The following is an 11,949-nucleotide window of genomic DNA, read 5'->3' on the forward strand; positions in this document are numbered from 1 at the left end:
GCAGTTCCGTTTCATTGCTCGGTTCGGCCGCTGAGTCCGGTCCGGTCTCTCTGCCGGGTCCGGTCTCCGCGGCCTGCTTGTTCTCCGCCGGCCGCTTGTTCTCCGCGGCCTGCGTGGTCTTTGTGGTCAACGGGGTCCCTCCGCCACTGCACGATCGACATCGGCCGGATCCAGCTCGGGTGCTCCGGCGCGGAGCCACAGAAAGTACTCGACATTCCCGGAGGGTCCGGGCAGCGGACTGGCGGTGACGCCCCTTACGCCCAGGCCGAGTTCACCCGCCCGCCGCGCCACGGTCCGTACGGCTTCCGCGCGCAGCTCCGGGCTGCGTACGACGCCTCCGCTGCCCAACCGCTCCTTGCCGACCTCGAACTGGGGCTTGACCATCAGTACGAGATCGGCGTCGGGCGCGGCGCAGCGCGCCAGCGCCGGCATCACCAACCCGAGCGGAATGAACGACAGATCCCCGACGATGAGATCCACTGGCTCCCCTTCGATCGCCTCGAGCGTCAACTCACGTACGTTCGTACGGTCCTTGACGGTGACGCGTTCATCGCTCTGAAGAGACCAGGCGAGTTGTCCGTATCCGACGTCCACCGCGACCACGTGGCCGACGCCGGCCCGCAGCAGGACGTCCGTGAAACCGCCGGTGGAAGCGCCCGCGTCGAGCGCCCGACGGCCGGTCACCTCCAGGCCGAGAGGTGTGAAGGCGGCCAGTGCGCCCGCGAGTTTGTGTCCGCCGCGCGAGACGTAGTCGGGGTCGCCGTCGTCCGCCTTGACGACGACGGCGGCGCTCTTCTCGACCTGGGTGGCGGGCTTGGTCGCGGTGGTGCCGCCGACGGTCACCCGGCCCGCGGCGATCAGCTGGCTCGCGTGCTCACGCGAGCGCGCGAGATTACGGCGTACCAGCTCGGCATCGAGGCGGAGGCGTGCCAGTCCAGCCACGTTCGGTTCAGCTCCTGTGTTCGTACGCGAGAAGTCGGCGGGGGTGTCGTCACGTGCCCCGAGGCCCTTGAAGTCCCTGAGGCCCAGGAGGTCCCTGAGGTGTCGGCCGTGCGTCGAGCCCGGTCAGCGCGTCGCGCAACCCCCGGTGTACATCCTCGTACACCTCGACATGGCCGTCCGCAGTGAGGTGGTCGGCGTCGGCGAGCCGCGCCAGTCTCGCGTCCACCTCGGCGTTGCCGGTCGGGGCGCGTTCCACACCGAGGGGCCGGGGCGCCGCCGGATCGTACGAGGAGGAGTCCGGGCGGGCCGTCTCGGGGGCCCGCCCGGGTCCTTCCCCGGAGGTCCGCCCAGGGACGTGTCCGGCGGCCTGGGCCGTGGCCTGTCCGGTGGCCCGGGCCGGCTCCCGCTCGTGAACCTGTCCCTGTTCCTGCGCGGGCTCCTGCGTGGCCGGGCCCGCCATCGAGTCGCTCATGCCCAGACGCTACCGCGAAGCCCTGGGGTACCGTCGATCACGATGGCGACGAAGGAAGAGTGCCGCAGCGCACTCGAGAAGCTCTCGGACAATCTGGCTCAGGCGGACGGCAAGGTCCGCACCGCGGCCGGGTTCAACCGTTCACTCAGCTGCCACATCACGGATCTCGACCTCACGTTCACCGGACGCCTGGTGGACGGCCGGATCGAGGTGGCGGACACCGTGGCCGGACCGCCCCCGGAGAAGGCGCAGATCGGGCTGGCCATGGCCGGTGACGACCTGGTCGCGATGGTCGAGGGCGAGCTGAACTTCGCCCGCGCCTGGGGATCGGGCCGGGTCAGACTGGAGGCGGGATTCCGTGACCTGATGCGTCTGAGGTCGCTGCTCTAGGCCTGTCCGGCCTGATCGGCCGGGGCGCGGCGTGAGCTTCCGCTCTCACTCCTCCGACAGTACGGGCACGGGGGCTGCGGCCGCCTGCCGCGCCCGGCGGCCCGCCGGCACCACCAGGGGCGTACCGGTCTCCGGGTCGTCGATGACCTGGCAGCGCAGCCCGAACACCTCTTCCACCCGCTCCGCCGTGACCACGTCCGCCGGCGCGCCCTCCGCCACGATCGCACCGTCGCGCATGGCGATGAGGTGGGTGGCGTAACGAGCCGCGTGGTTGAGGTCGTGCAGGACGGCTACCAGGGTCCGGCCCTGTGTCTCGTGCAGTTCGGCACAGAGGTCCAGCACATCGATCTGGTGCTGGATGTCGAGGTACGTGGTGGGCTCGTCCAGGAGCAGCAGCGGCGTCTGCTGGGCGAGGGCCATGGCGATCCAGACCCGCTGGCGCTGACCGCCGGACAATTCGTCGACATAGCGATCTGCGAGCTCACCGACGCCGGTCGCCGCCATCGATTCCTCGACTATTCGTTCGTCCTCCGGCGACCACTGACGCAACAGCCCCTGGTGCGGATAGCGTCCGCGCGCGACCAGGTCGGCGACCGTGATGCCGTCGGGGGCGATGGACGACTGCGGCAGCAGACCGAGGGTCCTGGCGACCTTCTTCGCGGGCATCGAGTGGATGGCGGCCCCGTCCAGCATGACCCGCCCGCCGGAGGGCTTGAGCATCCTGGAGAGCGCGCGCAGCAAGGTCGACTTGCCGCAGGCGTTGGGGCCGACGATCACCGTGAACGACTGGTCGGGGATCTCCACCGACAGCTCACGGGTGATGACTCGCTGGTCGTAGCCGAGGGTCACCGATTCCGCGGTGAGGCGCTGCATGCTCGTACTCCTGGTGTCCCTGGTGTTTTCGGTGGGCCTGGCGGCTTCGGTGCGACCTGTGGGCCTGGCGTGCCCGGTGTGCCTGGTGTCTTTGGTGTGCCTGGTGTCTTTGGTGTGCCCAGTGTGGCTGGTGTCCGCGGGGTTCATCCGTGTCCCGTCCATGTCCCGTCCATCTGCGGCTCGTTCACGTTCCGCTGGGGCGCGGTCCCGTCCTTGTCGTGCCTCACGGGCCGCTTCGGATGCGCCTTCATATGCGTCCCGCCTTGCGTTCGGTGACCAGGAGCCACAGCAGATAGCAGCCGCCGACCACACCTGTCACCACACCGACGGGCAGTTCACGATCACCGAAGGCCGTAGTGGCGATCCAGTCGGCGACCAGCAGCAGCACCGCGCCCATGGCGGCGGCCGGGCCGATGTTCGGTCCCGGCGAACGGCTCAGCCGGCGGGCCAGTTGAGGCGCGCTCAGTGCCACGAAGGAGATGGGTCCCGCGGCGGCGGTCGCCACCGCGACGAGCAGTACGGCGCTCCCCAGCAGAACCACCCTGGTCCGTTCGACCCGCACCCCGAGCGCGTACGCCGAGTCGTCGCCCATCTCCAGCATGCGCAGCGGCCGGCCGTACCCGAGCACCAGCGGTACGAGTACCCCGCAGGCCACCAGCAGTGGCCAGACCTGCGCCCAGTCGCGCCCGTCCAGTGAGCCGGTCATCCAGAGCACGGCCCGGGTCGCGTCGACCAGATCGGCCTTGGTGAGCAGAAAGTGGTTGGCGGCGGTGAGCATCGCGGCCGCGCCGATACCGATAAGTACCAGGCGGTAGCCGTGCACACCGCGCTTCCAGGCCAGCAGATAGACCCCGGCCCCGGTCACCGCGCCGCCGACGATCGCGCCGCCCGCGACGGCGAGCGCGCCGCCGTGGAAGAGGACGATCACACTCAGCGCGCCGACGGTCGCGCCCTGCCCGAAACCGATCACATCGGGACTGCCGAGCGGGTTGCGGGTGAGGGCCTGGAAGACCGCGCCACCGACGCCGAGCGCCGCGCCGACGAGCAGCCCCGCCAGGGCACGCGGCAGCCGCAGTTCCTGGACGATGAACTCCTGTCCGGGGTTACCGGTTCCGGCCAGGGTCGCGAGGACATCGCCAGGAGACATCGGATAGTCGCCGCTGCCGATGAGCGCGACTCCGGCCGCCAGCGCGGCGCCCATGAGCAGCAGTACGACGAGGGCGGATCGGTTGTCGATCCGTGCGGAGAGCCCACCGGGCGTACGGATCGCCAGTGTCGCGGTGCGGGAGGGGCGAGAGGAGTGGGAGGGGTGGGAGGGGTGGGAGCGGACGGGGTTACGGGGGCTTCCGGAGGGCTTCTCCCGGGAGAACACGGTCACAGCTGGGCCATCCTCTTACGGCGTACGAGCTGGATGAAGACGGGTCCGCCGATCAGCGCGGTGACGATGCCGACCTGGATTTCGGACGGGCTCGCGATGACCCGGCCGACCACATCGGCGCCCAGCAGCAGCACGGGCGAGAGCACCGCCGCGTACGGCAGGATCCACCGCAGGTCGGGTCCCGTGACGGCGCGCACCAGATGAGGCACCATCAGCCCGATGAAGACGATCGGCCCACAGGCGGCGGTCGCGGCTCCGCACAGCAGGGTGACGGAGACCATCGCGAGGACGCGGGTACGGGTCAGACGCGCGCCCAGCGCGCGGGCGGTCTCGTCGCCCATCTCCATCGCGTTCAGCGGGCGGGCGATCAGCAGTGCGAGCGCGACTCCGGCGGCGATGAACGGCCATACCTTGTCGACGGTCGACATGTTCGCCGAGGCGAGCGAGCCCACGGTCCAGAAGCGCAGCCGGTCGAGGGCCGCGGAGTCCAGCAGCTGTACGGCGTTGACGTAGCCGTAGAGCGCGGCGGTCGCGGCAGTACCGGCGAGCGCGAGACGTACGGGAGTGGCGCTGCGGCTGCCGCCGAGGACGTACACGAGGGTCGAGACGACCGCCGCACCCAGGAAGGCGAACCAGACATAGCCGGTGATCGAGGTGACGTTCAGGAAGCTGATGGCGGAGACGACCGCGGCCGAGGCGCCGGCGTTCACACCGAGCAGACCGGGCTCGGCGAGCGGGTTACGGGTGAGCGCCTGCATCACGGCGCCGGCGAGCCCGAGGGCGGTCCCCACGAGCAGCCCGAGGACGGTCCGTGGCAGCCGCACATCGACGACGATCACGTCGTTGCCGGTACCGGCGTCATGGAACAGGCCGTGCCACACATCGCCGAACGGAACGGACTTGGCACCGATCGCGATGCTCGCGGTACAGATCAGCAGCAGGATGCCGAGGGAAAGAAGCAACCCCGCGGCGCGCAGCGTGGTGCGGCGACGGGGTGCGGCGGGGGATATCGGATCCGCGCTCTGTCGGGGAGGACTGTCGAGCAACACCAGGTTAGGTTAGCCTACCCTCGCATCTCGTCACGAAGAGGGAGGTAACCACCGAGGGAAGCGCCAAGGGGCCGCCAAGGGTGGCACCCGCCATGACGGTTCCCCTGCCCGGCTGTCGTACACCGCACACCCCTCGCACCGGATCCTCCATCTCCTTGTGCGAGGAAGCCCGGTCCGGCCACGCCGGACGCGCCCCCAGCCCTGCCCCTCCGCCCTTGCCCCGGAGCAGCTCCGCGCTGCCGTCGACACGTCGAAGAGGCTCTCCGTATGACCGACGCTCCCGCCCCCTATCAGTTCTTCACCGTCGCGGTGCTCCGCACGGAGCGGATCACCCCGGCCATGGCCCGTGTCATCCTCGGCGGCGCGGACTTGGCGCGCATGGCCACGGCCGGACGGGACCAGCGAGTGAAGCTGTTCCTGCCGCACCCCGGCCAGGACGAACCGGTCATGCCGGACACGGTCCGGGCCGACTGGTACGAGGCCTGGCGCGAGCTCGACCCGGACCTGCGCGGCATCATGCGTACGTACACCGTGCGCGAACTGACCCGTGACCCGCACGAGTTGGTCATCGACTTCGCCCTGCACGGCGCCCCCGACGGCGGCGACGGAACCGAAGGCGACACCGGAGCCGGAAACAGCGCTGGAGACGACGGCGCGGAGTCAGGCCCCGCCTCGCGCTGGGCCCGTACGGCCCGCCCCGGCGACCGGATCGCCGTCCTGGCCCCGGTGGACGAGGAGAACTCCGCCTACGATTTCCGGCCGCCGAACGGCACCGACTGGATCCTGCTGACCGCCGACGAGTCGGCCGTCCCCGCCATCGCCGGCATCCTCGAATCCCTGCCTCCGGGCATGCCGGCCCGGGTCTGGATCGAGATCCACGACTCCGCCGACCGCCAGGTTCTGCCCACGAAGGCCGACGCGGAAATCACCTGGCTCGTAGCGAACACGTCCCCCGCCACCACGGACGCGGTCCGGGCCGCCACGCTGCCGGAGGGCACCCCGTACGCCTGGGTCGCGGGTGAGTCGGCGACGGTGAAGGCCGTACGCCGCCACCTCGTCCGGGAGCGCGGCTTCGACCGCAGGACGGTCAAGTTCAGCGGCTACTGGCGCCGGGGCACCTCCGAGGACCACCTGCTGCGCGTCGCGGAGGATCCTGCGGAGGATTCCTGAGGGCACCAGGCCGCCCTGAACCGAAGGACACGGCGACCAAAGGGCGGCCCCGCCTCCCCCGGCCTAGGGCCTCTCGTTTGGATCTTGCCGGGCTCGCGTGCCCTGGCACCGCGCCTCGCCGCGTTGTCGTCACTCCACGACGCTCCGCGTCGCCTCCCTCCTCCGCCTTGCGATCCACGGCACCAGACCCCGCTCCCTGATCCGGCCTGATCCAAACGAAAGACCCTAGAGGCCGAGCCGCGCCAGCGCCTTCCCCGCGTCCAGCGCGCAGGTGCCGTCGCCCGCGTCCGTCCAGGCCGCCGCACACAGCGCGCGCAGCCCGTCCAGCGCCGCTCCGTCCCCGTCGAGCACCAGTGCGTTCCCGCTGACGGAGGCGGTCCACCCGCCGCAGCCGAACCCGTCCCCCACCGTGGCCACGTCCGGCTGCCCGGTCAGCATCCCGCGCAGATCCGCGTCCACATACGTCGGCCGGTGCCGGGGCTCGGCGGCGAGGAGCTGCGCCGCGTCCGTCACCCCGGTCAGGACGAGCAGCGAATCCACACCCCCGTTGAACGCGCCCTCGATGTCCGTGTCCAGCCGGTCCCCGACGACGAGCGGCCGCTCGGCCCCCGTCCGCAGGATCGTCTCCCGGTGCATAGGGGGCAGCGGCTTGCCCGCGACCTGCGGCTCGGCGCCCGTCCCGATCCGTACCACCTCGACCGCCGCGCCATTGCCCGGCATGATCCCCCGCGCGCTCGGAATCGTCAGGTCCGTGTTGGACGCGAACCACGGCACGCCGCGGTTGATCGCGTAACACGCCTCGGCGAACCGTCCCCAGGCCAGGTCGGGCCCGCCGTACCCCTGCACCACGGCGTCAGGGCCGTCCGCCGCGGACTCCACCGGCTCAAGACCGCGTTCACGCAGTGCGACCCTCAGCCCCTCCCCGCCGATGACCAGCACCTTGGACCCTTGCGGGAGCTGCTCGGCGATCAGCCGGGACACCGCCTGCGCCGAGGTGATCACGTCCTCGCGGACGGCCGGAGCACCGAGTTCCGTCAGATGCTCCGCCACGGTGTCGGGCGTGCGCAGCGCGTTGTTGGTGACATACGCGAGCCGCATCCCGGCGTCCCTGGCCGTACCGAGCGACTCGACCGCGTGCGCGATGGCCTCGCCGCCCGCGTACACCACTCCGTCGAGATCGAGCAGAGCCGTGTCGTACGCCTCGTTCAGCGCGGTCGCGCTTCCGCTCGGGCTGGTCCTGCTCCGCTGACTCATCCGTCTTCCGTTCCTCACTGGGGGTTTTCTCCTCCGATCATCGCCCATCCCGGTCCGCACATACGATGCGTGAATGAACACAACAGGTCCCGAGGACAAGGGGCTGCGGCTGATCCCGTTCCGGGGGCTCCGCTATGTCCCGGAGCGAGTCGGCAGTCTGTCCGCCGTGACCTCACCGCCGTACGACGTGGTCGTCAGGCCCGACGGTCTGCACCACCTGGAGTCGGCGGATCCGCACAACATAGTCAGGCTGATCCTGCCGCAGGCCGCCACCCCCGAGGCCCGCCACCGCCAGGCGGCGGCGACGCTGGGCGAGTGGCTGTCGGAGGGCATTCTCGCTCCCGACCCCGAACCCGCGCTGTACGTGTACGAGCAGCGCAGAGGTGACCTGTTGCAGCGGGGGGTGATCGGGGCGCTGGCGCTCTCCGGTCCGGCCGACGGAATCGTGCTGCCGCACGAGGACGTGATGGCGGACGTCGTGGCGGACCGGGCAGCGCTGATGCGGACGACAGCGGCGAATCTGGAGCCATTGCTGCTGACGTACCGGGGCGAGGACGAACCGGCAGGCAGCACGGCGGCAACAGCAGCGACCGCGCCGACGACGAGTACGAACGGCACGAGCGCCGTCATCGAACGCACCGTCCGCCGCCCTCCGCTCCTCACCACCACCACGGAGGACGGCTTCCGCCACCGGCTGTGGTCGGTCACGGACCCGGGCGACCTGGACGAGATCACCCGTGACCTCGCGGACCACCAGGCGCTGATCGCCGACGGGCATCACCGCTGGGCCACGTATCTGCGGCTGCGCGCCGAGCACTCGGCCACCGGCCCCTGGGGCTACGGCCTGGTGCTGCTCATCGACACGGCCCGCTACCCCCTCCAGGTCCGCGCCATCCACCGGCTGCTGCACCGGGTGCCTGTCGACCGGGCGATCGCCGCGCTCTCGGGCTCGTTCCGGGTCCGTACGCTCGACACCCCGCTGCCCGAGGCTCTCGACGCCCTGGCAGATGCCCGAACAGGCGGAGGTGCGGGCACCGGCACCGGGGGCAATGCCTTCCTGCTCGCCGGGGACGGCCGCTTCCATCTCATCGACCGCCCGGACGAAGCCCTGCTGGAGCGTACGGTTCCCACCGGGCGGCCGGAGGCCTGGCGGAGCCTGGACGCGACTGTCCTGCATTCCACGCTGCTGGACCACATCTGGAAGATCCCGGACGACCCGGAGCACATCGCCTACATCCACGACACCGAAGCGGTGGTCAGGAAGGCGGAACGGGACGGAAGCACGGCGATCCTGATGCATCCCGTACGGGAGGACGTCGTACGGGACCTGGCACGCCAGGGCGTCACGATGCCGCGCAAGTCCACGTCCTTCGGCCCCAAGCCGGCGACGGGGCTGGTACTGCGGAGTCTCACGCTCGGCTGACCGGCGCGGACAGCAAAAATGCGAGTGGGTGGCATCCCGGCCGGGATGCCACCCACTCGCATGATCACTCAGTGCTTGTCGTTACCGTCGGCGTCAGAGTCGGTGGGGGCGTCAATGTCGATGTCGGCATCGACGTCCTCATCGGCCTCGATGTCGGCGTGAACCTCGTCGTCGTCATCGTCGTCGGCGGCGTCATCGTCCAACTCCCGGGTGCCGGACTCGATCGCGGCGTCAGCCGGTGCCTCGGCCTGAGCCTCGACCTGAACCTCGTCATCAGTCATGGCGTCGACGAACTCGACACCGTCCAGCTCGGCAAGACGGTCCGACGCGTCCGTAGCCCCGTCCTTGTCCGCCTCGATCGTCTTCGCGAACCACTCCCGGGCCTCGTCCTCACGCCCGGCCGACAGCAGCGCGTCGGCGTACGCGTAGCGCAGCCGAGCGGTCCACGGTTGCACGGAGTTCGATGCCAGCTCGTTGCTCTGAAGCGTCACGATCGCGGCATCGAGCTGCCCCATGTCCCGGCGCGCACCGGCCGCGACCAGCCGCATCTCGACCTGACCGGCCTTGTCGAGCTTCTGCACCTCGGGCTCGCCGGCCATCGCCATGGCGCGCTCAGGACGGCCGAGACCGCGCTCGCAGTCCGCCATCACGGGCCACAGGTCGACGCTCCCGGTCATCCGCCGCGACGCCCGGAACTCGGCCAGCGCCTCGGAGTACTTCTGTGTGGCGTACGCGGCGAAACCCGCGGCCTCGCGTACGGCGGCGACCCTGGAGGCGAGCCGCAGCGCGATACGCGAGTACGCGTATGCCTGCTCGGGGTCCTCGTCGATCAGCTTGGCGACCATGACGAGGTTCCTGGCGACATCTTCGGCGAGCGTCTTCGGCAGGCTCAGCAGCTCCTGGCGAACGCTCTTGTCGATCTCGTCGCCCGTGACGTCCTCCGGGATCGGCAGCCGCTTGATCGGCTCCCGGTCACGGTCCCGGTCGTCACGACGCTGGTAGCCACCACCACGGCTGTCGTCACGGCCCTGGTACCCGCCACGGTCTCCACCGCGGTCACGGTCGTCACGCCGGCCGTAGCCGCCACCGCCGCCTCCACCGCCGGTGGGCCGGCCGCCGCGGTCGTCACGACGTCCGTAGCCACCACCGCTGGGACGGCCACCACGGTCGTCATCACGGCGGGGGCCACTGGGCCGGTCATCACGACGCCCGTACCCGCCGCCACCGGTCGCCCGACCACCGCGGTCGTCGTCACGGCGGGGACCGGTCGGCCGGTCGTCACGACGGAACGACGGACGGTCATCACGACGATCGTCACGACGCGGGCCGCTCGGACGGTCATCACGACGGAAACCACCACGATCGTCATCACGACGCGGCGAACTCGGCCGGTCATCACGACGCGCGAAGCCACCGCCACGGTTGTCATCACGGCGGTTGTCGTCGCGGCGGAAGCCGCCACGGTCGTTGTCGCGCCGGGGAGTGCTGGGACGGTCGTCGCGGCGGGGGCCACTGGGCCGGTCGTCACGACGGTCGTCACGACGGAACGACGGACGGTCATCACGACGATCGTCACGACGCGGGCCGCTCGGACGGTCATCACGACGGAAACCACCACGATCGTCATCACGACGCGGCGAACTCGGCCGGTCATCACGACGCGCGAAGCCACCGCCACGGTTGTCATCACGGCGGTTGTCGTCGCGGCGGAAGCCGCCACGGTCGTTGTCGCGCCGGGGAGTGCTGGGACGGTCGTCGCGGCGGGGGCCACTGGGCCGGTCGTCACGACGGTCGTCACGACGGAACGACGGACGGTCATCACGACGATCGTCACGACGCGGGCCGCTCGGACGGTCATCACGACGGAAACCACCACGATCGTCATCACGACGCGGCGAACTCGGCCGGTCATCACGACGCCCGTAACCACCGCCACCACCACTGGTCGGCCGGCCACCACGGTCGTCACGACGCGCGAAACCACCACTCGACGCCGGACGACCACCACGGTCATCATCACGCCGGGGAGTACTGGGACGGTCATCACGGCGGGGACCGGTGGGCCGGTCGTCACGACGATCATCACGACGGAACGACGGACGGTCATCACGACGATCGTCACGACGCGGGCCGCTCGGACGGTCATCACGACGGAAACCACCACGATCGTCATCACGACGCGGCGAACTCGGCCGGTCATCACGACGCCCGTAACCACCGCCACCACCACTGGTCGGCCGGCCACCACGGTCGTCACGACGCGCGAAACCACCACTCGACGCCGGACGACCACCACGGTCATCATCACGCCGGGGAGTACTGGGACGGTCATCACGTGCGCCGCGGAACCCGCCGCCGCGGTTGTCGTCACGGCGGTTGTTGTCATCACGACGGAAACCACCACGGTCCCGATCGTCACGTCGCGGTCCACGATCGCGATCGTCACGGCCTCCGCGGAAGCCGCCCCGGTCACCGCTGTCCCTGGGGCGCTGGTCGCGCTCAGGACGGTCGTCGGAAGAGTTGGGGGACATCGTGTGGGGCTCCTGTCTTCGGGTACCGCAGTCATTCTCACGCAGTCGGCCTTCCGACGCGCTTCAGACAAAACATGGGGAAAACAAAAAAGGACCTATGGTCCAGCATGAACGCTGGACCATAGGTCCTTTTTGAAAGATTGTTCGGCGGCGTCCTACTCTCCCACAGGGTCCCCCCTGCAGTACCATCGGCGCTGTGAGGCTTAGCTTCCGGGTTCGGAATGTAACCGGGCGTTTCCCTCACGCTATGACCACCGAAACCCTATCGGGCCATCTCGCGAAAAACGAGATATCGGCACTTAGCGAACAAGCACACTCTTTAATTGAGTACATACTGGTTCAACCGGTGCGACTGTTCGCAACCCGGGAACCACACAGTGGACGCGAGCAACTGAGGACAAGCCCTCGGCCTATTAGTACCGGTCAACTCCACCAGTCACCTGGCTTCCATATCCGGCCTATCAACC

10 protein-coding genes, 1 rRNA gene and 1 pseudogene are annotated in these 11,949 nt (G+C 69.9%); 3 read left to right on the forward strand and 9 right to left on the reverse strand.

Going from position 1 to position 11,949, the window contains the following annotated elements:
- Nucleotides 1-126: 126 nt before the first annotated feature.
- Both ACIQD6_RS18590 and ACIQD6_RS18595 read right to left on the reverse strand, forming a co-directional pair.
- Entirely contained in the window at nt 127-942 is an 816-nt protein-coding gene (locus ACIQD6_RS18590; RefSeq protein WP_401883771.1) for a TlyA family RNA methyltransferase, read from the reverse strand.
- A 49-nt stretch (nt 943-991) separates the two neighbouring features.
- The gene (locus ACIQD6_RS18595) at nt 992-1,402 is read right to left on the reverse strand and encodes a hypothetical protein (protein ID WP_401883830.1); all 411 of its coding nucleotides are present in this window, start codon (nt 1,400-1,402) and stop codon (nt 992-994) included.
- A gap of 54 nt (nt 1,403-1,456) precedes the next feature.
- Between ACIQD6_RS18595 and ACIQD6_RS18600 the strand changes: the two genes are divergently transcribed.
- Nucleotides 1,457-1,804 carry an SCP2 sterol-binding domain-containing protein gene (locus ACIQD6_RS18600; RefSeq protein ID WP_401883773.1) on the forward strand — a complete coding sequence of 116 codons (348 nt, stop codon included), beginning with the start codon at nt 1,457-1,459 and terminating at the stop codon, nt 1,802-1,804.
- Nucleotides 1,805-1,849: 45 nt separating this feature from the next.
- Here the strand turns inward: ACIQD6_RS18600 and ACIQD6_RS18605 are convergent, their stop codons facing one another.
- The 3 genes from ACIQD6_RS18605 to ACIQD6_RS18615 all read right to left on the reverse strand — a co-directional run bounded on the left by ACIQD6_RS18605 (nt 1,850) and on the right by ACIQD6_RS18615 (nt 5,101).
- Nucleotides 1,850-2,677: an ABC transporter ATP-binding protein gene (locus tag ACIQD6_RS18605; protein ID WP_401883775.1), complete on the reverse strand. Its 828-nt coding sequence runs from the start codon at nt 2,675-2,677 to the stop codon at nt 1,850-1,852.
- Between the two features lie 247 nt (nt 2,678-2,924).
- On the reverse strand, nt 2,925-3,950 hold the full coding sequence (locus ACIQD6_RS18610; RefSeq protein WP_401883832.1) for a FecCD family ABC transporter permease: 1,026 nt from the start codon (nt 3,948-3,950) through the stop codon (nt 2,925-2,927).
- 101 nt (nt 3,951-4,051) lie between these two features.
- Entirely contained in the window at nt 4,052-5,101 is a 1,050-nt protein-coding gene (locus tag ACIQD6_RS18615; RefSeq protein ID WP_401883835.1) for a FecCD family ABC transporter permease, read from the reverse strand.
- 270 nt (nt 5,102-5,371) lie between these two features.
- Here ACIQD6_RS18615 and ACIQD6_RS18620 point away from each other — a divergent pair, with 270 nt between their 5' ends.
- The gene (locus ACIQD6_RS18620; RefSeq protein ID WP_401883777.1) at nt 5,372-6,274 is read left to right on the forward strand and encodes a siderophore-interacting protein; all 903 of its coding nucleotides are present in this window, start codon (nt 5,372-5,374) and stop codon (nt 6,272-6,274) included.
- A gap of 225 nt (nt 6,275-6,499) precedes the next feature.
- Here the strand turns inward: ACIQD6_RS18620 and ACIQD6_RS18625 are convergent, their stop codons facing one another.
- Entirely contained in the window at nt 6,500-7,528 is a 1,029-nt protein-coding gene (locus tag ACIQD6_RS18625; protein ID WP_401883779.1) for an HAD-IIA family hydrolase, read from the reverse strand.
- Nucleotides 7,529-7,601: 73 nt separating this feature from the next.
- Here ACIQD6_RS18625 and ACIQD6_RS18630 point away from each other — a divergent pair, with 73 nt between their 5' ends.
- On the forward strand, nt 7,602-8,951 hold the full coding sequence (locus ACIQD6_RS18630; RefSeq protein WP_401883781.1) for a DUF1015 domain-containing protein: 1,350 nt from the start codon (nt 7,602-7,604) through the stop codon (nt 8,949-8,951).
- Between the two features lie 68 nt (nt 8,952-9,019).
- On the opposite strand, the gene ACIQD6_RS18635 is transcribed toward ACIQD6_RS18630, so the two are convergent.
- From ACIQD6_RS18635 to rrf, 3 genes and pseudogenes are all read right to left on the reverse strand, one after another.
- Entirely contained in the window at nt 9,020-9,904 is an 885-nt protein-coding gene (locus tag ACIQD6_RS18635) for a hypothetical protein (protein ID WP_401883837.1), read from the reverse strand.
- A gap of 225 nt (nt 9,905-10,129) precedes the next feature.
- Nucleotides 10,130-11,056: pseudogene (locus tag ACIQD6_RS18640) on the reverse strand (hypothetical protein); the annotation flags it as partial.
- A 568-nt stretch (nt 11,057-11,624) separates the two neighbouring features.
- Nucleotides 11,625-11,741 (reverse strand): 5S ribosomal RNA (gene rrf, locus ACIQD6_RS18645).
- Nucleotides 11,742-11,949: the final 208 nt, after the last annotated feature.

Origin of the sequence: Streptomyces sp. NPDC088400 (assembly GCF_044753355.1) — a bacterium.
Classification (GTDB): Bacteria; Actinomycetota; Actinomycetes; order Streptomycetales; family Streptomycetaceae; genus Streptomyces.